We start from the raw sequence: 26,902 nt of genomic DNA on the forward strand, positions 1-26,902 counted from the left end.
CGGCTGTAACGCCGATAGGGGGCCTCACTCTAGTGGTGTGTCGAGACTGAGCAATCCGTTCAGACCGACTCCACTACTGATTGATGAGGACTACACAATGAACATCAAACAAGCCGTTTCCGGTGCTGCCCTGGCGATCGCTGCCGCTTCCATGTTTGCCGGTGTCGCCACCCAGGCGCAGGCCGCAGACGCGGCGGTTCATTGCTACGGCGTGACTTCCTGCAAAGGCATGAACGACTGCAAGACCGCTGAAAACGCCTGCAAAGGCCAGGCGGTGTGCAAGGGCCACGGCTTCAAGGCCATGACCAAGGCTGAGTGCGACAAGGCTGGTGGCAAGGTCGGCGAGTAAGCGCAAGCCGAGTGCACCCGCAGCGGGTATTCCGACCGCTGCGGACACCTTTCCAGGAGTCCATGATGGCCAGCTCTTTCCCCTCCCTGGGTTACGGCCTGGGTTTACGCAACGAATACTATGAACAGATCCTTGAGCAATCCCCTGCGGTGGATTGGTTCGAAGTGATCTCCGAGAATTATCTGGTGCAGGGCGGCAAAGCCTTGTACTACCTGGACGCAATCGCCGAGCGCTACCCCCTGGTGATGCACGGCGTGTCCCTGTCCATCGGTGGCCCCCATGCCCTCGATACCGATTACCTCCAGCACATCAAGCAGCTCGCCGAGCGTATCCAGCCAGCGTGGATTTCCGACCATCTGTGCTGGAGCCGCGGCAACGCGCATCAGCTGCATGACCTGCTGCCGCTGCCTTACACCGAAGAAAGCCTTTACTACGTCGCCAACCGTATCCGCCAGGTGCAAGACGTGTTGCAGCGCCCGCTGGTGCTGGAGAATGTCTCCAGCTATGTGCGTTCCAAGCTGGATGAATTCACCGAGTGGGAATTCCTCAACGCGCTGTCCCATCTGTCGGGCTGCCAGCTTTTGCTGGACGTCAACAATGTGTATGTCAGCGCCCGTAACCACGGTTTCGACGCCTGGACCTTCATTCTCAACCTGCCGCCCGAGAGCATTCGGCAGCTGCATCTGGCCGGGCATAGGGACTACGGCGACTATGTGGTCGATACCCATGACCAGCCGGTGTGCGATCCGGTATGGGCGCTGTATCAACGGACGCTGGAGCACCTGGGGCCGGTCTCGACACTGTTGGAGCGTGACGATCATTTCCCGCCCTTCGAAGAGCTGCTGACCGAGTTGAGCAAGGCCCGCGAACTGGGCGCCACCGCGTTGGCCAGGAGGTCGCGATGCGCCTGATCGATTGGCAGATGGCCTTCGAACAGCACCTGTTATCGGACACCTCGACTGCCGACAGCGGCTTTGCCGCGACCTTGCTCGGCGGGCCCACTTTGGATGTGGACACCGGCCTGGCGATTTACCACAACGCCTATCTGGAACGGTTGCGGGATGTCATGCGGCATGACTTCGGCGCCATCTGGTATTGGTTGGGGGATGATGAGTTTGCGCGGCTGGCCGAAGCCTATGTACGTCGTTATCCCTCGGCTCATTACAGCCTGCGCTGGCTGGGTGAGCGGTTTCCCGCGTTTATCCTTGAGCACCTGGTGGCTGCACAAAGTGCGCCGCTGGCTGAGCTGGCGCGCCTGGAGTGGGCGTTTACCCTGGCCTTCGATGCGCCGCTGGGGCAGCCGTTGACCCTGGACGCCATGGCGTCGTTGCCGCCTGACGAGTGGCCTGGGCTTAAGGTTCAGTTGGCGCCGACCGTGCAACAACTGCTCTGTCGCTTCAACACGGTGGCGATCTGGCGTGCGAGCAAGGATCAATCGGAATTCCCCGGCAGCCAGGCGCTGGAGCCGGCGCAAATCTGCCTGGTATGGCGTCATCGGCAAATCTGCCATTACCGCAGCATGGACTCGGCGCAAATCTGTGCGTTGGCCGGAATGGTGACCACCGGTTGGAGTTTTTCAGAACTGTGTGCGCAGTTGCTAGTCACTTATGGAGAGGGCGCACCACTGCAAGCGGTCACGTGGCTGAAACAGTGGGTCCAGGACGGTTTGCTCGAGCGCCGAGCCCCATAGAAGGCTGCTATTAAATCGATAGCCTCCTACTTTGTCTTCGGATGGTCTACCCTCATTCCAGACGTCTGAAACAAGGGGGGACTACTCATGCTCGCGCAACTTCCACCGGCCTTACAGAATCTTCAGCTACCGCTGCGTCTTCGACTCTGGGATGGCCATGAATTCAACTTGGGCCCTGAGCCCAGTGTGACCATCGTGGTGAAGGACCCCACGGTTGTGTCCAAGCTTAGCCATCCAACGCTCGACTCACTGGGCGAGGCCTTCGTCGAGGGCAAATTGGAGCTGGAAGGCTCCATCACCGAAGTGATCCGGGTTTGTGACGAATTGAGTCACGCCCTGGTCGATGACGACGCAGGGAGTCGTCCGGTGCGCTCGATCCACGACAAGGCCACTGACGCAGCGGCGATTTCCTACCATTACGACCTGTCCAACGAGTTCTACCAGCTTTGGTTGGACCAAGACATGGCCTATTCCTGCGCATATTTCGAAACCGGCAGCGAATCCATCGACCAGGCCCAACAAGACAAATTTCGCCATCTGTGCCGCAAGCTGCGGTTGCAGCCGGGGGACTATCTGCTCGACGTCGGCTGTGGTTGGGGCGGGCTGGCGCGTTATGCGGCGCGGGAGTTCGGGGCCAAGGTGTTTGGTATCACCCTGAGCAAGGCCCAACTGGCCTTGGCTAAAGAGCGGGTAAAAGCCGAGGGCCTGGAAGGTCAGGTCGACCTGCAGTTGCTCGACTACCGTGACCTGCCCCAGGACGGCCGTTTCGACAAAGTGGTGAGCGTGGGCATGTTCGAGCACGTCGGCCACGCCAACCTGGCGCAATACTGCAAGACCCTGTTTGGCGCGGTGCGTGAAGGCGGCCTGGTGATGAACCACGGCATTACCGCCAAACATACCGATGGTCGTCCCGTAGGCCGTGGCGCCGGGGATTTTATCGAGCGCTACGTATTTCCCAACGGCGAACTGCCGCACCTGGCGATGATGACCGCAGAGATCAGCGAAGCCGGGCTGGAAGTGGTCGATGTGGAAAGCCTGCGCCTGCACTACGCCCGCACCCTGGACCATTGGAGCGAACGCTTGGAGGATAACCTGGAAGCGGCGGCGAAGATGGTGCCGGAGCAAGCGTTGCGTATTTGGCGGTTGTACCTGGCGGGGTGCGCGTATGCGTTTGCACGGGGCTGGATCAACTTGCACCAGATCCTGGCGGTGAAACCTCACGCGGATGGCAGCCATGAACTGCCGTGGACGCGGGAAGATATCTACCGCTGATCACGATGACGAAAGCACTAAAGAACTAAAGGTGGGAGGGGCGGTGCCCCTCCCACCTTTTTTCTACTGCGTTGGCTGTTAGAGAATCGGTGAGATCAAGCGCGCGATCCGCATGCCCAGGTGTTGCAGGCGGCGGGTTTCGCGGCTTTCCTCTTGGCTGACTTCATGCGCCAGGGCAAAGTCGTCCAGCAACATGTGCTCCACTTCCTTGGCGAAGGCTTCGTCGACGGTCAGTAACATCACTTCGAAATTCAGCCGGAAGGAACGGTTGTCCATATTCGCACTGCCGATGGCGCTGATTTCGCTGTCCACCAACACCACCTTCTGATGCAGAAAGCCTGGCGTATAGCGGAATACCCGCACCCCGGCGCGTACGGCTTCGATGGCGTAGAGGCTGGACGCGGCATACACGATTCGGTGGTCGGGCCTGGATGGCAGCAGCAGGCGTACGTCCACCCCGCGCAGGACCGCCAGGCGCAGGGCGGCAAACACCGCTTCGTCGGGAATGAAATACGGGCTGGTGATCCACACACGCTCGGTCGCCGCGTGGATGGCCTCGACAAAAAACAGCGAGCAGGTTTCATACGGGTCTGCCGGGCCGCTGGCGAGCAATTGGCAGAGCACACCGTCGTCGGGGTAGGTGTCCGGCAGGATCAAGGGCGGCAGTTCTCGTGCGGCCCAGAACCAGTCTTCAGCGAACGACTCCTGCAGGCAGGCCACCACCGGGCCGGTGACTTGCACATGGGTATCGCGCCACGGAGCCAGCGGCGGTTTTTTGCCCAGGTATTCGTCACCGACGTTGTGCCCACCAACAAAGCCGGTGATGCCATCCACCACTACGATCTTGCGGTGGTTGCGGAAGTTGACCTGGAAGCGATTGAGCCAGCCGCTACGGGTGGCGAACGCCTTGACCTGCACCCCGGCGTCGCGTAGCGATTGCACGTAGCGATGGGGCAGGGCATGGCTGCCGATTCGGTCATAGAGCACGTAGATGCCTACGCCTTGAGCGACCTTTTCCTTCAATAAGGCGTGCAGTTGGCGGCCGAGTTCATCGTCATGAATGATGAAGAACTGAAACAGCACGGCAGTATTGGCGTTGCGAATGGCGTCGAAGATCGCACTGAAGGTGGCGTCGCCATTAATCAGCAAACGCACTTCATTGTTTGCCAGGCATGGCATGCGCCCCAGCTTGGGCATGGCGCGCAGGGAGGCGTAGGCGCTGGAGTTGCGCGCGGCCAAGGCTTCCTCGACCCACGGGCGCCAGTTCAGCTCGGTGATAGCAGTGTGCATTTCCTGGTTGGCCTGGCGCCGCGCCTGGATGTAGGCATCGAAGGTGCTGCGGCCGAAAATCAGGTAGGGGATCAGGGTCAGGTAGGGCATGAACATCAGCGACAAGGCCCAGGCGATCGAGCCTTGGGCGGTCCTGACGGTCAGCACCGCATGGATCGCGGCGAGGGTCCCGAGAAAGTGCAGCGTGGCGATGAAGTAGGCGAGCAGGTGCGGGCCAAAAAAATCCATGGACGACATGACTCCAGACAATCCAATGCGTAACAGACCATGTTCGGCCACGAATGTCGCTATTTTATTTGTCGTGCAACACTGGCACGTTTACGGCGTCTAACGCCAACAATTGCCCAGGAGTTACCCGATGAATGCTCGTCTGCTTGGTTTGGCCATGGTTGTTGGTTTGTCGTTGCCCGTGGCAGCGCAGGCGCAGATGCTGGCGCCGGGCTTGTGGGAATTGACCACCAGCAATATGAAAGTCGATAACCAGGACCTGCCGGACCTGTCGCTGATACTGGGTCAGCTCAAGCAACAGATGACCCCCGAACAGCGCGCCATGTTGGAAAAGCAGGGCGTCACCATGGCCGGCAAAGGCGTGCAGGTGTGCCTCACGCCCGCCCAGGTTGCCTCTGACACGATCCCCCTGACCGACCCGCAATCGGGCTGCAAACAGGAAGTCACCGACAAGACCGGTAACCAGTGGAAATTCCGTTTCAGTTGCCCCAAAGCCCAGGGCACGGGGGTTGCCACCTTCCAGAGCCAGAAGGAATTCACCACCACCGTCAACGGCACCTTCAATGCCACTGGCATTCAACAGAAGGGTAGCCTGGACAGCCATGCCCAGTGGCTGGGCAGCAATTGCGGTACGGTCAAGCCTCGCGCTTAACGCAGGAACTGCAACGGTAAACCCTGGCAACTGTCGACCACCTTGCCGTTGTGCCAGGCCAGGTGGCCGGAGACCAGCGTGGTGCTGACGCTGTGGCGGAAGCTGCGCTCGGCGAAGGGTGTCCAGCCGCAGCGAGCCAGGATCGGCTGGCTGCTGACGGGCTTGCCCGCCGGCTCTGGTTGGATCAGCACCAGGTCGGCCCAATAGCCTTCGCGTAGATAACCCCGATCCGGGATGGCGAACAGGTCGGCGACCCGATGGCTGGTCTTCGCCACCAGGGTGGTCAAGGGCAGCAGCCCGTCGGCCACCAACTCCAGCAGCGCCGGCAACGCATGTTGCACCAGCGGCAAGCCCGATGGCGCTTCACAATACCCCAGCTGTTTTTGCGCCCAGGTATGCGGCGCATGGTCAGTGCCAATCACATCCAGACGATGACTGAGCAAGGCTTGGCGCAGGGCGTCGCGGTCGGCGTGGGTCTTGATCGCCGGGTTGCATTTGATCTGATGGCCCAGGCGGTGATAGTCGCGGTCGTCGAACAGCAGGTGGTGCACGCAGACTTCAGCGGTAATACGTTTTTGCGCCAGGGGTTTGTCCTCGAACAAGGCCAATTCGCGTGCGCTGGTCAGGTGCAGCACATGCAGGCGTGTGCCGTGGTGCCTGGCCAACTCCACGGCCAAAGAGGAGGAGCGATAACAGGCCTCGGCGTCCCGGATCAGCGAGTGGGCGACGGCGGGGATCTTGTCCCCGAAACGCTCGCGCAGGCGCCGCTCGTTGGCCAGGATGCTCGGCGTGTGTTCGCAGTGGGCCAGCAGGATGGTCGGCACTTCTGCAAACAGCCGCTCCAGAATCCGAGGGTCGTCTACCAACATATTGCCGGTGGAGGCCCCCATGAACACTTTGACCCCAGCCACTTCGCGGGGATCGAGCGCGGCGACGATGTCGAGATTGTCGTTGCTGACGCCAAAGTGAAAACCGTAGTTGGCGACTGAATGCAGGCCGGCGCGGCGCTTTTTTTCGGCCAGGGCTTGCAGGGTCAGCGTGGCCGGCTGGGTGTTGGGCATGTCCATGAAACTGGTGATGCCACCGGCTACGGCCGCCCGGGATTCGCTGTAGAGACTGCCTTTGTCGGGTGCGCCAGGGTCGCGAAAGTGCACCTGGTCATCGATCATCCCTGGCAGCAGCCATTGGCCCTCTGCGTCGATCGCCAGGGGCGCATTACAGTCCTCGATACTGCTGGCGATTTTCTCGATGCGGCCGTTGGCGACCAGTACATCAGCGTCGAATACCTGGCCTTCGTTGACCAGGCGGGCGTTACGGATCAGCAGGCGGCTCATGGTTCAGAACTCGTTTTGCAGGGCTTTGTAACCGCGGACCAAGTCGACGTTGGTGCGTGCCACGTCTTCGGAAAACTCCGAGGCGCTGACACTGACCGGCGGGAACTGCGAAAGGTCAGTGTTAGGCCCGATGCGGGTAGTGGAGGGCACGTAGAACGCGGTGGGCAAGTCGCGGCCGTCGACCACCGAGTTATGACGCACCACGCAGCCGTCGCCGACGGTGCAGTTGAACAGCACGCTGTTGAAGCCGATGAAGACACGGTCGCCGACGCTGCAGGGGCCATGGACGATGGAGCGGTGGGCGATGGAGGTGAACTCGCCGATGGTCACCGCCGCGCCCGATTTGGAGTGGATCACCACGCCGTCCTGGATATTGGAGTTGGCGCCGATGGTGATAGGGTCCATGGCGCCGCTGGCGTTGACTTCATCGGCGCGGATTACGGCGTAGGGGCCGACGAAGACGTTCTCGCCAATGATGACCTTGCCGCAGATGATCGCCGTCTTGTCGACGTAGGCCGATTCGGCGATCACCGGCAGATCGCCGGAAGGGTTCTTGCGAATCATGGCTTACCCAACGCGGCGCATAAGGTATTGAGGTTGTATTCGAACAGCCCGGTAAAGGTGCTGGCCGGGCCTTCTGCTGCAAGAGCGTCGGAGTAAAGCGTGCCGCCGATCTGCGCGCCGCTTTCGTCGGCGATCTGCTTGAGCAGGCGTGAGTCCTTGATGTTTTCCATGAACACGGCTTTGACCTTGTCTTTACGGATCTGGGTGATCAGCGCGGCGACTTCGGCGGCCGAAGGCTCACGTTCGGTGGACAGGCCCTGAGGCGCCAGGAACTGGATGCCATAGGCCTGGCCCAGGTAGCCGAAGGCGTCATGAGAGGTCACGATGCGACGGTTGCCCGGTGGCAGCGCGCCGAATTTGGTCTTGGCTTCGGCGAGCAGGCGGTAGATTTCTTTCAGGTAGGCTTGGCTGTTGTGCAGGTAGTCAGCCTTGTTGGCCGGGTCAGCGGCCACCAGCGCCTTGGTGATGTTGTTCACGTAGATTTCGGCGTTGGCCAGGTTGTGCCAGGCGTGCGGATCGGGGATGGTTTCGCCGTCCTCCTCCATGGTGTGGGAGATCACACCTTTGCTGGCGGTGACCACCGTGGCCTTGGTTTCGGTGCTGGTGACCAGGCGGTCCAGCCAGGGTTCAAAACCGAGGCCGTTCTTGATGATCAGCTTGGCCTTGAGCAACGCCTTGGCGTCGTCCGGGGTGGGCTCGTAGGTATGGGCGTCCGCGTCGGGGCCGACCATATTGCTGATCTGGATGTGATCACCACCAATCTGGTGGGTGATGTCATCGAGGATACTGAAGCTGGTAACCACTTGGAGTTTGTCGGCGGCCTGGGCCGTCGATAACGACAGGACGAGACTGAACAGCACGAGTAAAGCGCGCATCGGGAGACACCTCATTGGGATGACAGCAAGGGGGGGCGGCGCAGCAAGCCGTGCACCGGACCGAAGACCACGGACAGCAGGTACCCGCCGCCAGCCACCAGCACAATCGCCGGGCCGCTGGGCAGTGAGTAGTAGAACGACAGCAACAAACCCAGCCATACCGACAGGCATCCCAGCACCGCCGATATCGCGATCAACACCGGCAGGCGCCGGCTCCAGAACCGTGACGCGATGGCCGGTAACATCATCAAGCCCACCACCATCAACGCGCCGATGGCCTGGAAACCGATGACCAGGTTCAACACCACCAGGGTCAGGAACAAACCATGGGCCAGCGGGCCCAGGCGGCTGACGGTTTGCAGGAACAGCGGGTCGAGGGTATCCAGCAGCAGCGGCTTGTAGATCAGCACCATGGCCACCAGGCTGAACCCGGAGACCCAGAGCATGCCGGTCAGGGTGGCCTCGTCGACGGCCAGCGCTGAGCCGAACAGCAGATGCAGCAGGTCCAGGCGTTTGCCGGCAATGCCCAGGATCAGCACACCGGCGGCCAGTGAAATGGGGTAGATAGCCGCGAGGCTGGCGTCTTCACGCAGGCCGGTGCGGCGAGTGATCCAGGCCGCCAGCCCGGCCATGCCCAGGCCGGCACCCAGGCCACCGACGGTCAGCGCGGGCAGGCTGAGCCCGGCGAACCAGAAGCCCAGGGCCGCACCGGGCAGGATGCCGTGGGCGACGGCGTCACCAATCAGGCTCATGCGCCGCAGGATCAGGAACACGCCCAGCGGCGCGGTGCTGCAGGCGAGTACCAGGCCTCCGATCAGGGCGCGACGCATGAAGACGAAGTCAGCAAAGGGCATCCACAGATGGGAGGCGAAGTGCATCAGGCCACCTGCATGCGAGGGTGTGGACGGATCAGTTCTTGACTGGGGCCGACGACGCAGCCGGTGCTTTTGATCTGCACCACTTGCTGGGTGTGTTCACGCACGGCGGCCAGGTCATGGCACACCACTACCAGCGTGCGACCTTGGGCATGCCAGGCGTGGATATGTTTCCAGCACAAGGCCTGGCCATCTTCATCGAGGGCGGCGTGGGGTTCGTCGAGCAACAGGACCGACGCCTCGGCCAGGCTCATGCGGGCGAGCAGGGCACGTTGCAGTTCGCCGCCAGACAAGGCCATCAGCGGGCGATGTTCCAGGCCACTGAGGCACCAATCCTCCAGCACCGCTTGCAGGCGTTGGCTGCGTTGTTGCGGGGTGAGTTGGGTGCCCCAAAAGCCGGCGGCCACCAACTCTTGCAGGCTGATGGGGAACTGGCGGTCGAGGTGCTGCTGCTGGGGCAGGAACGACAGGCCGCCGCGCCGTGGCACATTCACGGTGACTTTGCCCGCCAATGGCTTTTGCAGCCCGGCGATAACCTTCAGCAGGCTGCTTTTGCCGGTGCCGTTGGCGCCGATCACACCGGTGAGGCTGCCTTTTTCCAGGGTGAAATCCACGGCGGGGGTCAGCGGTTGCCCAGGGGCACCCCAGCGTAAAGCGGTACAGGTGATCATGCAGAGGGTCTCGTCCAGCGGCTTTCAGCCACGGCATCGTGCGCGTGCAGGCTTTCGGCGTGGATCACTTTGAGGTGGAAGGCTTTGACGGCATCCGAGCGTTTCAAGGCGAGGTTCAGGCGGCGGGCGGCGTCTTCGCAGAACATCAGGTTCTGCCCATTGGCCAGGGCGAAGGCTTGTTCGTCTGCACGCTTTACGGCGGTTTGCACGGCAGTGCCAAGGGCGGCTTCTGCGTCGTTGATCAACTCGGTAAGCGCCAGATGCTCGCCTTGCAGGTGGACGCGCAGCTGTGCGCTGCTGCGCTGGCTGTGGGGCGTGGCCACAATGCCATTGGCGCTGCCGAGCCAGGTCAGCACGTCTTCATGTCGCAACGGTGTGTTGGCGAAGTCATCGACAAATTGCTGCTGAATCAACTGCCTGGCGAGGGCAGCAGAGCAGGGGCAGGTTGAGGAATAAGTAACGTCAATTTTTAGTTCCACGTGGAACATCTGGTTTTCCAGGTGCGCCTCGATGCTCACCGGGTAGGCCTTCCAGCCGGCCAGTGGGCTGACCAGGGCCGGACGATTCAGGAGCAAATCGGTATGGATACGCAGGTAGGCGTTCTTAGATAAACCTTCATGACTGGCAAGAAAATGCTGCAGTACATTACGCAGAAGTGTCGGCGTCAGGGGCTGTTGGCCGAGCATTTCCAGCGCCAGGTACAGGCGTGACATATGAATGCCACGGGCGGTGCCGTCGTCGAGGCTGACGCCGGCATCGGCTTTGGCCGTCAGACGCTGGCCATCGATCAAGATGGGCAGGGCGATGCCGCACATGCCGACCCAGTCGAGGGGCAAGGCTTGGCGTGATGCTTGCGCGGCGATATCCGGCAGAGTCAGCGCATTCATAAGCAGGTCCATCGTTGGAAATAAAAAGACATGTTATATTATAACTATTGAGTCGACGATGAATTTTCTGCTCCAGCCTTTGTTCAGTCATGTCGAGCAGGGACGCTCCTTTATTTGCGGTATATGTCATGCACAGACGTCAGCTCCTCAACCTGCTCCTGGTCAGCCCGCTGTTCACCTTGCCGTTCGCCGCATCGGCCACGCAGATTCGCAATGCCCGCCTGTGGCGCTCGGACGACAAACTGCGGCTGGTGTTCGACCTGAGCGGTCCGGTGCAGTACAAGACTTTCTCCCTGGCTGCACCCGAACGGGTGATCATCGACCTGAGCGGTGCCGGCCTCAGTGGTGACTTTTCTCAACTGGCCTTGAAAAACAGTGGGATCACCTCGATTCGCTCGGGGCATTTCGGCAAAGGCGATACGCGGATCGTGCTCGACCTGGCTGCGCCGATGCAGCTCAACAGTTTTCTACTACCGCCTCAGGATGGCCAAGGTCATCGCCTGGTACTGGACCTGACCAGCGCCACCCACGCGCCACGCCAGATCGCAGCTGAACCTGCGCCCTTGGTCGCTCCGATCGACAAGGCGCATCCCAAGCGCGACATCATTGTGGTAGTCGACCCGGGCCACGGCGGCAAGGACCCCGGCGCGGTCGGCTCCAAGGGCCAGCGCGAAAAAGACGTGGTGTTGTCGATCGCGCAGTTGCTGGCCAAGCGCTTGAAACGCGAGAGGGGCTTTGACGTGAAACTGGTGCGCAACGACGACTTCTTCGTGCCGCTGCGCAAGCGCGTGGAGATTGCCCACAAGTACAACGCCGACATGTTTATCTCGGTACACGCAGATGCGGCACCGCGGATCACCGCCTCGGGGGCGTCGGTGTATGCCTTGTCCGAAGGGGGGGCTACCTCGGCCACTGCGCGGTTCATGGCACAACGGGAAAACGGCGCCGATCTGCTGGGCGCCACCAGTCTGCTGAACCTCAAGGACAAGGACCCGATGCTGGCCGGGGTGATTCTCGATATGTCGATGAACGCCACCATCGCCTCCAGCCTGCAATTGGGCAGTTCCATCCTCGGCAGCCTGGAGGGCATCACCTCGTTGCATCAGAAGCGCGTGGAACAGGCCGGGTTTGCGGTGCTCAAGTCACCGGATGTGCCGTCGATCCTGGTGGAAACCGGGTTTATCTCCAATGCGCGGGACAGTGCGCGCCTGGTCACCGCGCGTCATCAACAGGCGGTAGCCGATGGCTTGTTCGAAGGGTTGAAAAAATACTTCCAGAAGAACCCGCCGATGAACAGCTACGTGGCCTGGCTGCAGGAACAGAAAAACGGCCAGGTCTAACAGCCGGTTATCCGGCTGCAGGTGAACTTGGCGCTGGCGCCACCGGAACTGGAAAACCGGTTGAGGGTGGTCCAGCCCACGCGTCGTGTGTAGCCGACCCACGCTTCACCGTCCGACGCCAACCCGGTAAAGAACGTCAGTTGCCCATAGCGGCTATTGGTCTGGGCCCAATAGCGTTTGCCGATGACTTCGAAACCGCGCAAATACGTGGTACTGCCGGCCGTCGCCACGCTGTAGGCATTGCCTTGCGAGTCCACACACGCCAGCAGGTTGGCGCTGCGCGTGCAGTTGGCCAACAGGCTCGGTACTTGGGCGCAGGCAGATCCTGCTGCTGCCAATAACAGGCCGCACACCAGGTATTTCATAGGGGGTCTCGGGGCAGGAAGATGATCAAGCATTGCGCCCTTCGTCGTGACGAGCAAGGGGGATTGGCTTATTTGTGTTGTTATAATATAACATAAAAGCACAGCCTGACCCGTGAACCGTTCCCATGACCGAACAAGACCTCCTGGCCCAACCGCCCGCCGACTACATGAACGAAGCCCAGCAAGGCTTCTTCCGCACGCTGCTCCTGGCCCAGCGCAACGAGCTGCAAGCGCGAATCGACGCTGAGTTCCTGGTGCTGCGCGAACAGGAACCCAACAGCGACCCTGCCGATGTGGGCAGCGCCGAAGAACAGCGCCAATGGCAACTGCGCCTGCTGGAGCGGGAAAAGAAGCTGTTGGACAAGATCGATGACGCCCTGGAACGGCTGGCCCGCGGCGAATACGGCTGGTGCCGCGAAACGGGCGAACCCATTGGCCTGCAACGCCTGTTGCTACGCCCCACCGCCACCCTGTGTATCGAAGCCAAAGAACGCGAAGAGCTGCGCGAACGCCATAAACGGGCGATTTGACCGGCCAACCCTGATGAGGACTACCTGATGCCCAATCGTCTCCCCGTTACCGTGTTGTCCGGCTTTCTCGGCGCCGGTAAAAGCACGCTGCTCAACTATGTCCTGCGCAACCGCGACAACCTGCGGGTTGCGGTGATCGTCAACGACATGAGCGAAATCAACATTGATGGCAGCGAGGTTCAGCGCGACGTCACCCTTAATCGTTCCGAAGAAAAACTGGTGGAAATGAGCAATGGCTGCATCTGCTGCACCTTGCGCGAAGACTTGCTGGAAGAAGTCGGAAAACTCGCCAAAGAAGGGCGATTTGATTACCTGTTGATCGAGTCCACCGGCATCTCCGAACCCTTACCCGTGGCCGAAACGTTTACCTTCCGTGATGAAAACGAACAAAGCCTGGCCGATATCGCGCGCCTGGACACGATGGTCACCGTGGTTGACGGCATGAACTTTCTGCTCGACTACCAGACCGCCGAAAGCCTCGCTTCTCGTGGCGAAACCCTGGGAGAAGAAGACGAACGCTCCATCACCGACTTGCTGATCGAGCAGATCGAGTTCGCCGACGTCATTTTGATCAGCAAGATCGACCTGGTCAGCAGCCACGAACGTGAGGAACTGATGGCCATCCTCGAACGCCTGAATGCCCAGGCGGAAATCATCCCGATGGTCATGGGCGAGGTGCCGCTGAACAAGATCCTCAACACCGGCCGCTTTGACTTTGAACGCGCCGCCCAGGCCCCAGGCTGGTTGCAGGAATTGCGCGGCGAACACGTACCGGAAACCGAAGAATATGGCATCGCATCCACTGTCTATCGCGCCCGCCGACCTTTTCATCCGCAACGCTTCTTCGACTTTATCGATCGCCCGTGGGGGAACGGCAAGTTGCTGCGCTCCAAGGGGTTTTTCTGGCTGGCCAGCAAGCACCAGGACGCTGGCAGTTGGTCACAGGCGGGTGGCCTGATGCGCCATGGCTTTGCTGGACGCTGGTGGCGCTTTGTACCGAAAAGCCAGTGGCCGCAGGATGAAGAAAGCGTCGCCGCGATCATGGGCAACTGGCAACTGAGCACGGGCGACTGCCGCCAGGAACTGGTGTTTATCGGGCAGAACATCGACTTCGCACAGATGCGTGCCGAGTTGGACGCTTGTTTGCTCACCGACGAAGAAATGGCCCTGGGCGTCGACGCCTGGCGCTTACTGGCCGATCCTTTCGGCCCTTGGTATGAAGAGGTGGCCGCCTGATGCTGGCGCCGGTCATGTCCCTGCGCCCCGTGATTCGCCAGACCCGCGGTGAAACCCCGCTGGCGCTGTCCGATATCCTTGAGGATGGTGTGAACCTGACGCTGTGGCAGCGCCAATTACCCCTGCATATCGCCGAGTTCGGCGCCTTGCTGGTGGCGCTCAATGAGCCGTTGGCTGAATCGCTGGTGATCGAGCTGGACAGCGAAGGCGCCGAGCCCAATCTGCACGGCCTGGCGTCCAGTTGCCGCGATCTTGAGGGTTATGAGGGCTTTATCGCCGATGTGTCGTGGCTGATCAGCGCCTTTGCCTGCCTGCTGGGCGCCAGGCGCATCGGCGTGCGCCTGCGGTTGTTGGACAAGGCCATGTGCCCGCGTTTTCATGTTGATCATGTGCCTGTGCGGCTGATCACCACCTATGCCGGCATCGGCAGCCAGTGGTTGCGCGAGGGGGTGATGGACCGTCGCACGTTGGGCCAGTCGGATGCTGAACCCACTGACCGCATCGAGCAAATCCTCTGCGGTGAGGTGGCTCTACTCAAGGGTACGAAATGGCATGGCAACGAGGGTCATGGCCTGATTCACCGCTCGCCGGCCTTGAAGGCGGATGAGCGACGCTTGATCCTGACGCTGGATTGGCTGGCATAACCGCGTAGGATCAAGCGCTCTACACGGTCAAAATGATGCCTCTTATGCTGCAGAACATTCCCACCCACGTGATTGCCGGGCCCCTGGGTGCCGGCAAGACCAGCCTGATCCAGCACCTGCTCGCTCAACGCCCGGCCAACGAGCGCTGGGCGGTGTTGATCAACGAGTTCGGGCAGATTGGCCTGGACGCCGCGCTGCTGACTCAGGATGACGATGGCATTGCCTTGGGCGAAGTTGCCGGTGGCTGCCTGTGCTGTGTGAATGGCGCCCCGTTCCAGGTGGGCCTTGGCCGTCTGCTGCGTAAGGCCAAGCCTGACCGTGTCTTTATCGAGCCTTCGGGCCTGGGCCACCCGGCGCAATTGCTCAAGCAACTGCGGGACCCGCCGTGGCAGGACGTGCTGGCGGTTCAACCCTGCGTCCTGGTACTGGATGCCCAAGCCCTGGCGGCGGGCAAGCCCTTGCCACCTGCGCAGCTGGAAGCGCTGGCCAGTGCCGGGCTGTTGGTCTTGAACAAAGATGAGGCGCTGGACACCGCACAGCGTCAGGCCATCGAACGGCAGTTACCCGATTGCCCGGTGTATTGGACCCGCCAGGCGCAATTGCCGCTGAACCGCTTACCAGGCTCAAGCGCACGGGCCGGCGCCACTGTGGATAACTTCACGGTGCCCAAAGGCCTCGCACAAATACCGGCCATCTGGAGCGACCCCCTGCTGCCGATCTGCCTGAGCCAGGCTCAGGACGGTGGCTGGAGCATCGGCTGGCGCTGGCACCCGAGCCAGCAATTCGACCCGCAGCGCCTGCATCAGTGGCTGACCGGTCTCGGCTGGCGTCGCGCCAAACTGGTTATCCACAGTGGCGAGGGCTGGCTATCCGCTAACGCTGTGGATAACAGCCCGATTGCCTGGCAACCCAGCGAATGGCGGCGCGACTCACGCATCGAATTGATCTTCAGCGAACCCCAGGACGTGGCCCTGCTACAGCATTCGCTGGCCGCCTGCCGTCAGTGACGATGCTTGGTGGCGTGGTCCTGGCGCCATTGGCTCAGCTCGATGACCTCGGCGCTGGGCAGTGGCGTCTTGATCTCGAAGGGGTAGGGCGCCAGTTCGATTTGTGCGCTGTGGGCGCCGAACTGGGTGATGGTTCCCGGATGGCGGGTTTCCCCGGTCACCGTGAATTCAAAGTTGTAGACCCGCGCCAGGCGCCGGCGGCCGTTGGCATCTTTCACAAAGCCGATGCGCTTGAGTGCCACGGCGCCATCCAACAGCTCGATGTCGAGTTTGGCGCAATGCTGCTTGACCCGCTCCAACGCCCGCTCGCGCAGGCCGTGGTTGTGCCAGACCCAGGCGGCACCGGTCGCCAGCAGCATCAACACGAAGATGTTTCCCAAGGTCAGCATGCGAAAAACTCCAACAAAGTGAGAGCAGCTTAACTGTGTCGCCGGTCTGTCGTATAGGCTGCGTTTAGTCGCATACTGCGCGGCCAGAATTTAAACGGCTTTACGGAAATCTCCTGCATGAAACGCACACCTCATCTGCTTGCGATCCAGTCTCATGTGGTCTTTGGCCACGCCGGAAACAGCGCCGCCGTGTTTCCCATGCAGCGCGTCGGGGTGAACGTCTGGCCGCTGAACACGGTGCAGTTCTCCAACCACACCCAGTATGGACAGTGGGCAGGGGAAGTGTTGGCGCCGCAGCAGATTCCGGCGTTGGTGGAAGGCATTGCGGCCATTGGTGAGTTGGGCAACTGCGACGCTATCTTGTCCGGTTACCTGGGCAGTGCCGATCAGGGTCGCGCCATTCTCACCGGTGTGGCGCGGATCAAAGCGATCAACCCGAAGGCCCTGTACCTGTGCGACCCGGTCATGGGGCACCCGGAAAAAGGCTGCATCGTGCCGCAGGAGGTCAGCGATTTCCTGCTGGAGGAGGCCGCCGCCATGGCCGACTTCCTCTGCCCAAACCAACTGGAGCTGGACAGCTTTGCCGGTCGTAAGCCGCAGTCGCTGTTCGACTGCCTGGGCATGGCCAAGGCGTTGCTGGCCCGGGGGCCGAAGGCGGTGCTGGTCAAACACTTGGATTATCCGGGCAAGCTGCCGGATGGCTTCGAAATGCTGTTGGTTACTGCCGACGGCAGCTGGCACCTGCGCCGCCCGCTGTTGGCGTTCCCCCGCCAGCCAGTGGGCGTGGGCGACCTGACCTCGGGGTTGTTCCTGGCGCGGGTGCTGCTGGGCGATAGCCTGCTGGCCGCCTTCGAATTCACCGCCGCGGCGGTGCATGAAGTGCTGCTGGAAACCCAGGCCTGTGCCAGTTACGAGTTGGAATTGGTGCGGGCCCAGGATCGTATTGCTCATCCGCGCGTGCGCTTCGAGGCGACGCCGATCGGCCTGTAAATACGCAGAACCCCATGTGGGAGGGAGCAAGTCCCTCCCACATTTTGATTGGGTTTACCGCTTGGGGTTTATAGCGCGTCGGCTTTTATTTCCTGGTAACGCTTTTCCAGCTCCTGGCGAATCTGCCGGCGTTGTTGGGCCTGCACGAACCGGCGTCTTTCCTCACTGTTATGCGGTTGCAGCGGCGGCACGGCGGCGGGTTTGCGCTGATCGTCCACGGCTACCATGGTGAAGAAGCAACTGTTGGTATGGCGCACCGAGCGTTCGCGGATGTTCTCGGTCACCACCTTGATGCCCACTTCCATCGACGTATTGCCGGTGTAGTTGACCGACGCGAGGAAGGTCACCAGCTCGCCGACATGGATCGGTTCACGAAAAATCACCTGGTCTACCGACAACGTCACCACATAGCGGCCGGCGTAACGGCTGGCGCAGGCGTAGGCCACTTCGTCGAGGTACTTGAGCAGGGTGCCCCCGTGGACATTGCCAGAGAAGTTGGCCATATCGGGGGTCATCAATACCGTCATCGACAGCTGGGCGTTTCCGGGTTCCATAGCACACTCACGGTTGTAGGCATTGGTTGGGGAGGCACCTCTTCGGGTGCTGGAGTCTTTGCAGCGCCATCCCTAACGGGACGCCGGTGGGCGCCTTGCCGTCACGCCTGCACCGATCTGTTTCCATATATTGCACCGGCTTTCCGGCGGAAGTCGCGGTGTTAACCTTCAAAAGCCCATATCAGGGCATTTCTTACGATCAAGGCAGACTTTTCCTTCCGCACTTTGCGACCGTTCAAAGGTGCGGGCGGAAGTGGGAAAAGCGCCAGCACCCTCAAGGAGGCCCTCGCCATGCACGCCATCAGCTTTATCCAGGACCTGGCCGTGATCATGCTGGTGGCCGGGGTTGTCACCATCCTGTTTCACCGTCTCAAACAACCTGTGGTGCTGGGGTACATCGTCGCCGGGTTCATCATCGGGCCCCACACCCCGCCATTTGGCCTGATCCACGACGAAGACACCATCAAGACCCTCGCCGAGCTGGGGGTGATCTTCCTGATGTTCTGTCTGGGCCTGGAGTTCAGCCTGCGCAAGTTGTTCAAGGTGGGCGCCACGGCATTTATTGCCGCCTTCCTCGAAATCATCCTCATGATCTGGATCGGCTACGAGATTGGCCGCTGGTTCGATTGGAGCACGATGGACTCGCTGTTCCTCGGCGCGATCCTGGCGATCTCCTCGACCACCATCATCGTCAAGGCACTCAATGATCTGAAGATGAAAAACCAGCGCTTCGCCCAGCTGATTTTCGGCGTGCTGATCGTGGAAGACATCCTCGGCATCGGCATCATCGCTTTGCTGTCGAGTATCGCCGTCAGTGGCACGGTCAGCTCGGGCGAAGTATTTTCCACGGTCGGTAAGCTCTCGCTGTTCATGATCGTCGCGTTGGTCATCGGCATTTTGCTGGTGCCGCGTTTGTTGGCCTATGTGGCCAAGTTCGACAGCAACGAGATGCTGCTGATCACTGTATTGGGCCTGTGCTTCGGTTTTTGCCTGCTGGTGGTCAAGCTGGAATACAGCATGGTGTTGGGGGCGTTCCTGATCGGCGCGATCATGGCTGAGTCCCGCGAGTTGATTAAGATCGAGCGCTTGATCGAGCCGGTTCGCGACATGTTCAGCGCGATCTTCTTCGTGGCGATTGGCTTGATGATCGACCCGCAGATCCTGTTGCAATACGCCTGGCCGATTGCAGTGATCACCGTCGCCGTGGTGTTGGGCAAGATGCTGTCCTGTGGGATCGGCGCGTTTATCGCTGGCAACGATGGCCGCACTTCGTTGCGGGTTGGCATGGGGCTGTCACAGATTGGCGAGTTTTCCTTCATCATCGCCGCGCTGGGGATGACGTTACAGGTGACCAGCGACTTCCTGTACCCGGTGGCGGTGGCCGTTTCGGCGATCACCACGCTGCTCACGCCGTACCTGATTCGCGGCGCCGACCCGTTGTCGTTGAAGATCGCGGCAGTGATGCCCAAGCGTATGAGCCGAGTGTTCGGGTTGTATGGTGAATGGTTGCGCAGCATTCAGCCTCAGGGTGAAGGCGCGATGCTGGTGTCGATGATCCGCAAGATCATCCTGCAAGTGGGGGTGAACCTGGCGCTGGTGGTGTCGATCTTTTTTGCAGGCAGCTACTTCGCGGTGCGTATTGGCGCGTCTCTGGAAGGTTGGATCAGTGATCCAAGCTGGCAGAAGGCATTGATCTGGGGCGGGGCATTATTGTTGTCGCTGCCGTTCCTGATTGCGGCGTACCGCAAGCTCAAGGCATTGTCGATGTTGCTGGCAGAGATGAGCGTCAAGCCGGAGATGGCCGGACGACATACCCAGCGCGTGCGTCGGGTGATCGCCGAGCTGATCCCGATCCTGTCGCTGCTGGTGATTTTCCTGCTATTGGCCGCCTTGTCGGCGAGTATTCTGCCGACCAACAAGCTGCTGGTGCTGATCGCTGTGGTCGCGGCGGCGGTGGCGGCTGTGCTGTGGCGCTGGTTTATCCGTGTGCATACGCGGATGCAGGTCGCCTTGCTGGAGACGCTGGATAACCATAAGGATACGCCGGAGCACTGATGGGGGGCTGCTGCGCAGCCCAACGCGGGCGGTGCGACGATTCGACAAGCCCGCTCGCCACGGGGATCAGGTCTTAGCTTTCCAACCAGACGTCCCGCGCCCAGTGCCATACCGATTCCCAAGACTCCTCGGTGACAAGTTCTTCTTCGCCGGACCACAGCACCACCGTGCCGTCTTCTTCAACGCAGTAATAGTCGTCGCCGTCCTGGCAGATCGGGATCAACTCGCGCGGCACGCCGCTATCCCAGGCATTTGCTGCGACTTCCGGCAGGTAGGTGTGGGATTGCGGGTCGGTGACGGTCACCGGCTCAAGGCTGCCGTACACCACGTCGCTGACGGTCAGCAGAAACTCCTTGAAGACGAACGGAATATTGATGAACAGCTCTTCTTCGATTTCCACCAACTGGTCTTCATCAGGCAGCTCCAGAGGAACCGGAACCGGTTCGTTGGCTTCACGCAATTGTTCGATGACTTCTTCCACGTCCGGGATCCTCTTGCTAGATGGCGCGGTTATAGGGGCGTTTTATACAGTAGCTCGCTATAAGTGCAACCGTGAAATAGAAAACCCCGGACAAGTCCGGGGTTTTTGTTACGGCTTGCACAAGCGTGCGGGTATCAGCCGTTCTGACGGATACCGGCGACCAGCCATGGCTGGTTGTCGCCTTGGGCACGTTCCATGTTCCAGCTTTCGCTGAACACTTCACCTTGGTCGAAGCGCGAGGTTTTCGACACACCGCTGAACGTCAGGGTGGCGATGGTCTTGTCGGCGCGGTCATCCACACCGTCCAGCTGGACATGCAGGTCATCGATGTAGGTCGACTGGAAGCCGTCGCCCAGGTCGGCGCGTTCGCGCTTGAGGAACTCCAGCAGTTGCGGGGTCACGAACTCGGAGATCTTGTCCATTTCGTTGGCGTCCCAGTGCTGTTGCAGGGACTGGAAGTGGCTGCGGGCCGCTTCGACGAAACGCTCTTCGTTGAACCAGGCCGGTGCGTTGATCACTGGGCGGGCGGCAGCAGGGGCTGACGAACCACCGAAGATCGAACCCATGGCGGGTTTCTGCTCGAACACTTCACGCTGCATCGGCGCGCCGGCGGGCGCCAGATGCTCCTGCTGCTTGCGGCGACGGGCGGCGATAAAGCGGAAGATCAGGAAGGCGATGACCGCCATGATCAGGATGTCGAAGATCTGCATGCCCTGGAAGCCGCCGCCCATGAACATGGAGGCGAGCAGGCCACCGGCCGCGATACCGGCCAGAGGGCCCAACCAGCGCGAAGCACCGCCGGCCTTGGCAGCAGCGCCAGCAGCACCGGCTGCGCCTGCGGTAGCGGCAGCACCGCCTACACCGGCGGATGGGGCCATTTGGCTGGTCTGGTGAGTCGGTGCCGAGCCCATGCTTTTGCCGCCACCGAAGCGTTTGGCGTTGGCGTCGAGGCTCATCGTCAGGCCTATGCATAACGCCATGGCGATGCTAAGAAAACGTTTCATAAAGGGAATTCCCATTTGTGGATTGCACGCGCGCCATGTTGCACAGGTGTCGTGACAGTGGCTAGCAACATAATGTTTCGGGCTTTTGCGTAAGATCGATTCAGGATGGTCTGTAGGACTTGTTACAGATATTGGCCCGCGCTCGTTAAAAACAAGGGCGGGCCAGCAACCTTCATGTTTGGAATTGTTTCAGACCGCTTCGAGTTTCGCGTAGCCCATCATCAGCCATTTGCTGCCTTCGGCGAAGTTCACCTGCACCCGTGCCTGGGCGCCGGCACCTTCGAAGTTGAGGATCACCCCTTCGCCGAAGATCGCATGCTTGACCTGCTGGCCCAGGCTGAACGGCGTTTCCGGAATCTCGGAACCCGCAAACATGCTGCTGGAGTTCTGCTGCTGGCCACCGCCGAACGGGCGGCTGACGCTGTTGGAAAGGCGTACTTCCTGGATCAGCCCTTTCGGCACTTCACGTACGAAGCGTGACACCTTGTTGTAGGTCTCGCTGCCGTACAGGCGTCGGGTCTCAGCGTAGGTCATCACCAGGTTCTGCATCGCCCGGGTAATGCCCACATAGGCCAGGCGGCGTTCTTCCTCAAGGCGGCCGGGTTCTTCCAGGCTCATCTTGTGGGGGAACAGGCCTTCTTCCATGCCCACCAGGAACACATAGGGAAACTCCAGGCCCTTGGCGCTGTGCAAGGTCATCAGCTGGATGCTGTCTTCGTGCTCGTCGGCCTGGGTGTCACCCGCCTCCAGCGAGGCGTGGCCGAGGAAGGCTGCGAGCGGGGTCAGCTCTTCATCTTCCTCGGTGTTTTCAAACGCACGGGCGGCGCTGACCAATTCCTCAAGGTTTTCTACCCGGGCCTGGCCTTTTTCACCTTTTTCGGCTTCGTGATAGGCAATCAGCCCGGACTGTTCAATGACGGTCTGGGTCATCAAATGCAGCGGCATTTCCGAACATTTGGCCGCCAGGTTCTCGATCAGCTCGACAAACACCCCCAGCGCCCCGGCAGCCCGGCCGGTCAAGCCTTTGTTGGCGATCAGCAAGCGCATGGCTTCCCACATCGACACATCGGCATGGCGCGCGTGGTCGCGAATGGCTTCAACGGTTTTCTCGCCGATGCCACGGGCCGGGATATTGATCACCCGCTCCAGCGCCGCATCGTTGCCGCGGCCTTCGAGCAAACGCAGGTAGGCCATGGCGTTCTTGATTTCCGCACGCTCGAAGAAGCGCTGGCCGCCATAGATGCGGTACGGGATGCGCTCGCGCAGCAGGGCTTCTTCCAATACTCGCGATTGGGCGTTGGAACGGTACAGAATCGCGATATCACTGCGCGCCAGGCCGGTTTTCAGCGCGCTCTCGATGGTTTCCACCACGTAGCGTGCTTCATCGTGTTCGTTGAAGGCCGCGTACAGGTTGATCGCTTCGCCTTCGCCACCGTCGGTCCACAGCTCTTTGCCCAGGCGCCCGGTGTTGTTGGCGATCAAGGCGTTGGCAGCCTTGAGGATACCGGCGGTGGAGCGGTAGTTCTGCTCCAGGCGAATGGTGACCGCGTCGGGGAAGTCTTCGGAATACTGGTAGATGTTCTCGATTTTCGCGCCACGCCAGCCGTAGATCGACTGATCGTCGTCGCCCACCACCATCAGGCTGTCGCCGCCTTTGGCCAATAGGCGCAACCAGGCGTACTGCACGGCGTTGGTGTCCTGGAACTCGTCCACCAGGATATGCCGGAAGCGCTTCTGGTAATGGGCCAGCAAGCCTGGGTTGTCGCGCCACAGGTCGAGGGCGCGCAGCAGCAACTCGGAGAAGTCGATCACGCCGGCGCGCGCGCAGGCGGCCTCATAGGCTTCATAAATGCTGCGCATGGTGGCCAGGAACAGGTCGCCGCTGGCCTGGATATGCTGCGGGCGCAGGCCCTCGTCTTTCTGGCCGTTGATAAACCACTGGGCCTGGCGCGCAGGCCAGCGCTGTTCGTCGAGCCCCAGTTCGCGGATCACGCGCTTGACCAGGCGTTGCTGGTCATCGCTGTCGAGGATCTGGAACGTCTGGGCGAGCCCGGCCTCCTGCCAGTGCGCCCGCAACAGGCGGTGCGCCAGGCCGTGGAAGGTGCCCACCCACATACCGGCCGGGCTGATGCCCATCAACTGCTCGATGCGGTGGCGCATCTCGGCAGCGGCCTTGTTGGTGAAGGTCACCGACAGGATGGAGTGCGGGGACGCGTTCTCGACCTGGATCAACCAGGCGATACGGTGCACCAGCACTCGGGTTTTACCGGAGCCAGCACCGGCCAGGACCAACTGACGGCCAACGGGGGCCGCTACGGCCTGGCGTTGGGCATCGTTGAGGGAGTTCAGCAAAAGAGAGAGATCATCGCGCATCGGCGCATTCTAGGGTGCTGGGGGGAGTGGGGCAAACCCCAATGCCGGGTGGTCGACGGAAAACATCCACGGTGATTCCGGGCGGCTGAACATTCTGCATGGGGTGATGACCGGTCAGTCAATGGCCGCAGCCCGCGCAGCGTCTCGCTCAAGCTGTCTGGCCCCTGGGTTTGCGCCGGATGACCATGCAGTTTTTATGACGTGGAGCAGTTTGGCCCAAGCGCTTGCTTGTGTATGCTCCGTCGACGTTTCGGGCTCACCATTATAAGAACACTGCCTATGACTCTCAGCACCGATCTGTTCAGCCCCTCGGCGGCGCCAGCGCAGGTCATCCACAAACACTACGCCACCGAGATGGCGGTCGAGCGCACACGCCTGCTCTATCAGGGCTCGCTGCTGCCGACCCTGTTGATGCTGGTCAACGGCCTGGTCTGCGCCTGGCTGCTCTGGAACCCCACGCAATACTTGTTGGACAGCATTTGGCTGGTCTGGCTGCTCGCCCTGGTGGCCATGCGCGTGATCCAGGTGGCGGACTTTGATTCGGCCATGCCCAGCCGCCAGGCGCAGCCGATCTGGCGCCGCAGGTTCATGCTCGGCTCGGCCGCCAGCGGGCTGACCCTGGCCACTGCCGCCATTGCCCTGGTGCCGGTGGACAGCTTTACGCAGCAGGCCTGGGTGTTCGGCCTGATCGGTGCGGCCACGTTGTCTGCCAGCGTGGCCTACGCGGTGAGCTTGCCCGCATTCCTGTCATTCGCCTTGCCATGCCTGGTGCCGGCCATCGTCTATCTGTTCTGGAACGGTGCCCCGCAACAACAAGGCTGGGGGGTACTTGGCCTGATCCTGCTGGCGTCCCTGAGCGTGGTGGCGTGGCAGGTCAATCGCCTGATCCAGCGCGGGCTGTTGCGACGTTTCCAAAACCAGGCGCTGATCGAACATCTCCAGCAGGCGCAACAGCGCAGTGAGCAGTTGAACCAGGACCTGGTGCGCGAAGTCGAGCAACGCCGCCAAGTCGAACAGGAACTGCGCGAAGCGCAAATCGGCCTGCAAGACCGCGTGGCGCAACGCAGCCAGGAACTGGACGCGGCCAGCCTGGCCCTGAATAAAAGCGAAGCGCGCCTGGCGATGGCCTTGCAAGCCAGCGAACTGGGGCTGTGGGACTGGAACCTGCAAACCGACGAGGTGCACCACACCCAGCTCAAAGAGCTGTTCGGGCTGGAGCCCGAGTACGTCACGGCGATGCTCAGCCACCTCAAGCCGCGCCTGCACCCCGACGACCTGCCGTTGCTCAAGCGTGCCCTGGTGGAGCACCTCAAGGGCCGCAGTGAGGACTACCAGGTGGAATACCGCGTGCGCCATGGCGATGGCCACTGGGTGTGGATCGAAGACCGTGGCCGCGCCGTGGAGCGTGCGCCCAGCGGACGGGTCACGCGCATGCTGGGTACCCGTCGCGATATCAGTGCCGGCAAGGCCCTGGAAGAACAACAGCGCCTGGCCTCGACCGTGTTCGAAGCCGCCAGTGAAGGCATTGTGATCCTTGACCCGGACTACGTGCTGATCGCCGTCAACCGGGCTTTCAGTCGCGTCACCGGCTTCGACATCGACGATATGCTGGGTCGCAATGTCGTGGAGTTGCCCAGCAGTCGTGATGCGCGGCGTCACTTCCCGGTGATCCGCCAGGCGCTGCTCAGCCACGGCACCTGGCAGGGTGAACTGGTGGAGACACGCAAGAGTGGCGAGTTGTATCCGCAGTGGCTGCAACTGAATGTTGTGCGGGATGCTCGAGGAAAAGTCAGCCATATCGTGGGCTTCTTCGCCGATCTGTCGGCGCGGCGTGAGTCCGAGGAGCGTATGCGCTACCTCACCCACTATGACGAATTGACCGGCCTGGCCAATCGCTCGCTGTTTCGCGAACGCCTGCGCGAAGCCCACCAGCGCGTCCGCCAGGGCGGGCGTAGCCTGGCGCTGCTGCATATCAACCTGGACCGCTTCAAGTTGCTCAATGACAGCCTGGGCCATGAAGTGGCCGACCAGTTGTTACAGAAAATGGCGCGGCGCTTGATCAACGCCCTGCCGGAAGCCGACACCATTGCGCGACTGTCCGGCGACGAATTCGCTGTGCTCTTCGATGCCTATGGCAACTTGTCGAGCCTCGCGCGGGTCGCCACGCGGCTACTGGCCAAGCTGCGTGTGCCGGTGGCAGTGGAAGGGCATGAGCTGGTAGTCAGTGCCTCCATGGGGGTCAGCCTGTTACCGGACAACGCGCGGGAAATTTCAGCCTTGGTCAGCCAGGCGAACATGGCCATGCAGCATGCCAAGCACCTGGGCGGTAATAACTTCCAGTTCTACACCGACAGCCTGCAAGCCAGCACGCTGGAGCGTTTGCAACTGGAAAACCATCTGCGTAAAGCCATTGAAGAGCGCCAGCTCACGGTGTTCTACCAACCCAAATTATGCCTGGCCACCGGCCAACTGAACGCCGCCGAGGCGTTGATTCGCTGGGAGCATCCGCAATGGGGCATGGTGCCACCGGGGGACTTTATCGGCCTGGCCGAAGAAACCGGCCTGATCGTGCCGCTGGGTGAGTTCGTGCTGCGCCAGGCCTGCTGGCAGGCCTGCGAGTGGCAGCGCCAAGGGTTGGCGCCGATCCGGGTGTCGGTGAACCTGTCGGTGCACCAGTTGCGCCAGGGCAAGCTGGTCAGCCTGGTGCGCCAGGTGCTGGAAGAAACCGGGCTGGACCCGCAATACCTCGAACTGGAGCTGACCGAAAGCCAGCTGCTCGACAGCGTGGAACACATCATCGCGACTTTCCAGCAACTGCGGGACCTGGGGGTGAAGCTGGCCATTGATGATTTCGGCACCGGTTATTCGTCCCTCAGCTACCTCAAGCGCATCCCGGTGGACTACGTGAAGATCGACCAGACCTTTATTCGTGGCCTCGGCCAGGGGCGCGAAGACGCGGCCATTACGCGGGCGATCATTGCAATGGCCCACGGGCTGGCGCTCAAGGTGGTGGCCGAAGGCGTGGAAGACCAACAGCAGTTGGATTTCCTGCGGGGGGAGCGTTGTGACGAGGTGCAGGGCTACCTGATCAGTCGGCCGATGGAAGCCGATGGCCTGGCAGAGTTGTTACGAAAAAAAGCAGATTTTTCCTAGCACCGGGCCTTCAGCCATTGTGGCTACAACTCGCCTGCCCTTAGATTCAAAGGGCATCAGGGCGATTAAGTGATGCATCGGACGGGCAAAACGA

General features: G+C 61.2%; 26 protein-coding genes. 13 read left to right on the top strand and 13 right to left on the bottom strand.

Annotated features, from left to right (window positions below; all coding sequences use genetic code 11):
- The first annotated feature begins 97 nt into the window (after window positions 1-97).
- The 4 genes from QU606_RS00430 to cfaB all read left to right on the top strand — a co-directional run bounded on the left by QU606_RS00430 (window position 98) and on the right by cfaB (window position 3,311).
- Window positions 98-349: a membrane protein gene (locus tag QU606_RS00430; protein ID WP_024078208.1), complete on the top strand. Its 252-nt coding sequence runs from the start codon at window positions 98-100 to the stop codon at window positions 347-349.
- 65 nt (window positions 350-414) lie between these two features.
- Window positions 415-1,260, top strand: coding sequence for a DUF692 domain-containing protein (locus QU606_RS00435; RefSeq protein WP_069077319.1), 846 nt, complete (start codon window positions 415-417; stop codon window positions 1,258-1,260).
- Window positions 1,251-2,039: a DNA-binding domain-containing protein gene (locus QU606_RS00440; protein ID WP_150054188.1), complete on the top strand. Its 789-nt coding sequence runs from the start codon at window positions 1,251-1,253 to the stop codon at window positions 2,037-2,039. The genes QU606_RS00435 and QU606_RS00440 overlap by 10 nt, the downstream gene beginning before the upstream one ends.
- An 87-nt stretch (window positions 2,040-2,126) precedes the next feature.
- Window positions 2,127-3,311: a C17 cyclopropane fatty acid synthase CfaB gene (cfaB, locus tag QU606_RS00445; protein WP_304998018.1), complete on the top strand. Its 1,185-nt coding sequence runs from the start codon at window positions 2,127-2,129 to the stop codon at window positions 3,309-3,311.
- 78 nt (window positions 3,312-3,389) lie between these two features.
- Here the strand turns inward: cfaB and cls are convergent, their stop codons facing one another.
- A complete protein-coding gene (gene cls / locus QU606_RS00450; protein WP_024078204.1) occupies window positions 3,390-4,829 on the bottom strand; it encodes a cardiolipin synthase in 1,440 nt (479 codons plus the stop codon).
- A gap of 130 nt (window positions 4,830-4,959) precedes the next feature.
- On the opposite strand from cls, the gene QU606_RS00455 reads away from it, so the two are divergent.
- Entirely contained in the window at window positions 4,960-5,481 is a 522-nt protein-coding gene (locus tag QU606_RS00455; RefSeq protein WP_024078203.1) for a DUF3617 domain-containing protein, read from the top strand.
- Here the strand turns inward: QU606_RS00455 and QU606_RS00460 are convergent.
- The 6 genes from QU606_RS00460 to folE2 are packed head-to-tail and all read right to left on the bottom strand — an operon-like array spanning window position 5,478 to window position 10,687.
- Window positions 5,478-6,815, bottom strand: coding sequence for a dihydroorotase (locus tag QU606_RS00460; protein ID WP_304998019.1), 1,338 nt, complete (start codon window positions 6,813-6,815; stop codon window positions 5,478-5,480). The two genes, QU606_RS00455 and QU606_RS00460, sit on opposite strands and share 4 nt — an antisense overlap.
- 3 nt (window positions 6,816-6,818) lie before the next feature.
- Complete coding sequence (locus tag QU606_RS00465; RefSeq protein WP_150295457.1) at window positions 6,819-7,379, bottom strand: DapH/DapD/GlmU-related protein; 561 nt, start codon at window positions 7,377-7,379, stop codon at window positions 6,819-6,821.
- A complete protein-coding gene (locus QU606_RS00470) occupies window positions 7,376-8,254 on the bottom strand; it encodes a metal ABC transporter substrate-binding protein (RefSeq protein WP_024078200.1) in 879 nt (292 codons plus the stop codon). Before QU606_RS00470 ends, QU606_RS00465 begins: the two co-directional genes overlap by 4 nt.
- An 11-nt stretch (window positions 8,255-8,265) precedes the next feature.
- Window positions 8,266-9,132 carry a metal ABC transporter permease gene (locus tag QU606_RS00475; RefSeq protein WP_024078199.1) on the bottom strand — a complete coding sequence of 289 codons (867 nt, stop codon included), beginning with the start codon at window positions 9,130-9,132 and terminating at the stop codon, window positions 8,266-8,268.
- Window positions 9,132-9,800: a metal ABC transporter ATP-binding protein gene (locus QU606_RS00480; RefSeq protein WP_069077323.1), complete on the bottom strand. Its 669-nt coding sequence runs from the start codon at window positions 9,798-9,800 to the stop codon at window positions 9,132-9,134. Before QU606_RS00480 ends, QU606_RS00475 begins: the two co-directional genes overlap by 1 nt.
- A complete protein-coding gene (gene folE2 / locus QU606_RS00485; RefSeq protein WP_024078197.1) occupies window positions 9,797-10,687 on the bottom strand; it encodes a GTP cyclohydrolase FolE2 in 891 nt (296 codons plus the stop codon). The genes QU606_RS00480 and folE2 overlap by 4 nt, the downstream gene beginning before the upstream one ends.
- A gap of 128 nt (window positions 10,688-10,815) precedes the next feature.
- Here folE2 and QU606_RS00490 point away from each other — a divergent pair, with 128 nt between their 5' ends.
- Window positions 10,816-12,027: an N-acetylmuramoyl-L-alanine amidase gene (locus QU606_RS00490; protein ID WP_024078196.1), complete on the top strand. Its 1,212-nt coding sequence runs from the start codon at window positions 10,816-10,818 to the stop codon at window positions 12,025-12,027.
- On the opposite strand, the gene QU606_RS00495 is transcribed toward QU606_RS00490, so the two are convergent.
- Window positions 12,024-12,392, bottom strand: coding sequence for a glutamine synthetase (locus QU606_RS00495; protein ID WP_150054441.1), 369 nt, complete (start codon window positions 12,390-12,392; stop codon window positions 12,024-12,026). The genes QU606_RS00490 and QU606_RS00495 overlap by 4 nt on opposite strands.
- Window positions 12,393-12,517: 125 nt before the next feature.
- Here QU606_RS00495 and dksA point away from each other — a divergent pair, with 125 nt between their 5' ends.
- The 4 genes from dksA to QU606_RS00515 are packed head-to-tail and all read left to right on the top strand — an operon-like array spanning window position 12,518 to window position 15,809.
- Entirely contained in the window at window positions 12,518-12,922 is a 405-nt protein-coding gene (gene dksA / locus QU606_RS00500) for an RNA polymerase-binding protein DksA (RefSeq protein WP_024078194.1), read from the top strand.
- Between the two features lie 27 nt (window positions 12,923-12,949).
- Window positions 12,950-14,158, top strand: a complete 1,209-nt coding sequence (zigA, locus tag QU606_RS00505) for a zinc metallochaperone GTPase ZigA (RefSeq protein ID WP_304998020.1) — start codon at window positions 12,950-12,952, stop codon at window positions 14,156-14,158.
- On the top strand, window positions 14,158-14,802 hold the full coding sequence (locus QU606_RS00510; protein ID WP_304998021.1) for a DUF1826 domain-containing protein: 645 nt from the start codon (window positions 14,158-14,160) through the stop codon (window positions 14,800-14,802). Before zigA ends, QU606_RS00510 begins: the two co-directional genes overlap by 1 nt.
- 44 nt (window positions 14,803-14,846) lie before the next feature.
- Entirely contained in the window at window positions 14,847-15,809 is a 963-nt protein-coding gene (locus QU606_RS00515) for a GTP-binding protein (RefSeq protein WP_024078191.1), read from the top strand.
- Here the strand turns inward: QU606_RS00515 and QU606_RS00520 are convergent.
- Window positions 15,803-16,198 (bottom strand): DUF3301 domain-containing protein, encoded by a 396-nt coding sequence (locus QU606_RS00520; protein ID WP_024078190.1) that lies wholly within the window; start codon window positions 16,196-16,198, stop codon window positions 15,803-15,805. The genes QU606_RS00515 and QU606_RS00520 overlap by 7 nt on opposite strands.
- Before the next feature lie 117 nt (window positions 16,199-16,315).
- On the opposite strand from QU606_RS00520, the gene pdxY reads away from it, so the two are divergent.
- Window positions 16,316-17,188, top strand: coding sequence for a pyridoxal kinase PdxY (gene pdxY / locus QU606_RS00525; RefSeq protein WP_024078189.1), 873 nt, complete (start codon window positions 16,316-16,318; stop codon window positions 17,186-17,188).
- A gap of 68 nt (window positions 17,189-17,256) precedes the next feature.
- Here the strand turns inward: pdxY and QU606_RS00530 are convergent, their stop codons facing one another.
- Entirely contained in the window at window positions 17,257-17,742 is a 486-nt protein-coding gene (locus QU606_RS00530; protein ID WP_024078188.1) for an acyl-CoA thioesterase, read from the bottom strand.
- Between the two features lie 291 nt (window positions 17,743-18,033).
- Between QU606_RS00530 and QU606_RS00535 the strand changes: the two genes are divergently transcribed.
- On the top strand, window positions 18,034-19,797 hold the full coding sequence (locus QU606_RS00535; RefSeq protein ID WP_024078187.1) for a cation:proton antiporter: 1,764 nt from the start codon (window positions 18,034-18,036) through the stop codon (window positions 19,795-19,797).
- A 73-nt stretch (window positions 19,798-19,870) separates the two neighbouring features.
- Here the strand turns inward: QU606_RS00535 and QU606_RS00540 are convergent, their stop codons facing one another.
- From QU606_RS00540 to uvrD, 3 genes are all read right to left on the bottom strand, one after another.
- Window positions 19,871-20,278, bottom strand: coding sequence for an SMI1/KNR4 family protein (locus tag QU606_RS00540; RefSeq protein WP_024078186.1), 408 nt, complete (start codon window positions 20,276-20,278; stop codon window positions 19,871-19,873).
- A 134-nt stretch (window positions 20,279-20,412) separates the two neighbouring features.
- Window positions 20,413-21,282, bottom strand: coding sequence for a Tim44 domain-containing protein (locus tag QU606_RS00545; RefSeq protein ID WP_024078185.1), 870 nt, complete (start codon window positions 21,280-21,282; stop codon window positions 20,413-20,415).
- A gap of 189 nt (window positions 21,283-21,471) precedes the next feature.
- On the bottom strand, window positions 21,472-23,655 hold the full coding sequence (gene uvrD / locus QU606_RS00550) for a DNA helicase II (protein WP_024078184.1): 2,184 nt from the start codon (window positions 23,653-23,655) through the stop codon (window positions 21,472-21,474).
- Window positions 23,656-23,934: 279 nt separating this feature from the next.
- On the opposite strand from uvrD, the gene QU606_RS00555 reads away from it, so the two are divergent.
- Window positions 23,935-26,808 carry an EAL domain-containing protein gene (locus QU606_RS00555; protein WP_304998022.1) on the top strand — a complete coding sequence of 958 codons (2,874 nt, stop codon included), beginning with the start codon at window positions 23,935-23,937 and terminating at the stop codon, window positions 26,806-26,808.
- Window positions 26,809-26,902 lie beyond the last annotated feature (94 nt).

The organism is Pseudomonas sp. OVF7 (assembly GCF_030644265.1).
Classification (GTDB): domain Bacteria; phylum Pseudomonadota; class Gammaproteobacteria; order Pseudomonadales; family Pseudomonadaceae; genus Aquipseudomonas; species Aquipseudomonas gorinensis.

What these genes read in the sequence shown, in the direction of transcription:
- QU606_RS00430 (WP_024078208.1), top strand. Translation starts at nt 98, where the DNA reads ATGAACATCAAACAAGCCGTTTCCGGTGCTGCCCTGGCGATCGCTGCC.
- QU606_RS00435 (WP_069077319.1), top strand. Translation starts at nt 415, where the DNA reads ATGGCCAGCTCTTTCCCCTCCCTGGGTTACGGCCTGGGTTTACGCAAC.
- QU606_RS00440 (WP_150054188.1), top strand. Translation starts at nt 1,251, where the DNA reads ATGCGCCTGATCGATTGGCAGATGGCCTTCGAACAGCACCTGTTATCG.
- cfaB (WP_304998018.1), top strand. Translation starts at nt 2,127, where the DNA reads ATGCTCGCGCAACTTCCACCGGCCTTACAGAATCTTCAGCTACCGCTG.
- cls (WP_024078204.1), bottom strand. Translation starts at nt 4,829, where the DNA reads ATGGATTTTTTTGGCCCGCACCTGCTCGCCTACTTCATCGCCACGCTG.
- QU606_RS00455 (WP_024078203.1), top strand. Translation starts at nt 4,960, where the DNA reads ATGAATGCTCGTCTGCTTGGTTTGGCCATGGTTGTTGGTTTGTCGTTG.
- QU606_RS00460 (WP_304998019.1), bottom strand. Translation starts at nt 6,815, where the DNA reads ATGAGCCGCCTGCTGATCCGTAACGCCCGCCTGGTCAACGAAGGCCAG.
- QU606_RS00465 (WP_150295457.1), bottom strand. Translation starts at nt 7,379, where the DNA reads ATGATTCGCAAGAACCCTTCCGGCGATCTGCCGGTGATCGCCGAATCG.
- QU606_RS00470 (WP_024078200.1), bottom strand. Translation starts at nt 8,254, where the DNA reads ATGCGCGCTTTACTCGTGCTGTTCAGTCTCGTCCTGTCGTTATCGACG.
- QU606_RS00475 (WP_024078199.1), bottom strand. Translation starts at nt 9,132, where the DNA reads ATGCACTTCGCCTCCCATCTGTGGATGCCCTTTGCTGACTTCGTCTTC.
- QU606_RS00480 (WP_069077323.1), bottom strand. Translation starts at nt 9,800, where the DNA reads ATGATCACCTGTACCGCTTTACGCTGGGGTGCCCCTGGGCAACCGCTG.
- folE2 (WP_024078197.1), bottom strand. Translation starts at nt 10,687, where the DNA reads ATGAATGCGCTGACTCTGCCGGATATCGCCGCGCAAGCATCACGCCAA.
- QU606_RS00490 (WP_024078196.1), top strand. Translation starts at nt 10,816, where the DNA reads ATGCACAGACGTCAGCTCCTCAACCTGCTCCTGGTCAGCCCGCTGTTC.
- QU606_RS00495 (WP_150054441.1), bottom strand. Translation starts at nt 12,392, where the DNA reads ATGAAATACCTGGTGTGCGGCCTGTTATTGGCAGCAGCAGGATCTGCC.
- dksA (WP_024078194.1), top strand. Translation starts at nt 12,518, where the DNA reads ATGACCGAACAAGACCTCCTGGCCCAACCGCCCGCCGACTACATGAAC.
- zigA (WP_304998020.1), top strand. Translation starts at nt 12,950, where the DNA reads ATGCCCAATCGTCTCCCCGTTACCGTGTTGTCCGGCTTTCTCGGCGCC.
- QU606_RS00510 (WP_304998021.1), top strand. Translation starts at nt 14,158, where the DNA reads ATGCTGGCGCCGGTCATGTCCCTGCGCCCCGTGATTCGCCAGACCCGC.
- QU606_RS00515 (WP_024078191.1), top strand. Translation starts at nt 14,847, where the DNA reads ATGCTGCAGAACATTCCCACCCACGTGATTGCCGGGCCCCTGGGTGCC.
- QU606_RS00520 (WP_024078190.1), bottom strand. Translation starts at nt 16,198, where the DNA reads ATGCTGACCTTGGGAAACATCTTCGTGTTGATGCTGCTGGCGACCGGT.
- pdxY (WP_024078189.1), top strand. Translation starts at nt 16,316, where the DNA reads ATGAAACGCACACCTCATCTGCTTGCGATCCAGTCTCATGTGGTCTTT.
- QU606_RS00530 (WP_024078188.1), bottom strand. Translation starts at nt 17,742, where the DNA reads ATGGAACCCGGAAACGCCCAGCTGTCGATGACGGTATTGATGACCCCC.
- QU606_RS00535 (WP_024078187.1), top strand. Translation starts at nt 18,034, where the DNA reads ATGCACGCCATCAGCTTTATCCAGGACCTGGCCGTGATCATGCTGGTG.
- QU606_RS00545 (WP_024078185.1), bottom strand. Translation starts at nt 21,282, where the DNA reads ATGAAACGTTTTCTTAGCATCGCCATGGCGTTATGCATAGGCCTGACG.
- uvrD (WP_024078184.1), bottom strand. Translation starts at nt 23,655, where the DNA reads ATGCGCGATGATCTCTCTCTTTTGCTGAACTCCCTCAACGATGCCCAA.
- QU606_RS00555 (WP_304998022.1), top strand. Translation starts at nt 23,935, where the DNA reads ATGACTCTCAGCACCGATCTGTTCAGCCCCTCGGCGGCGCCAGCGCAG.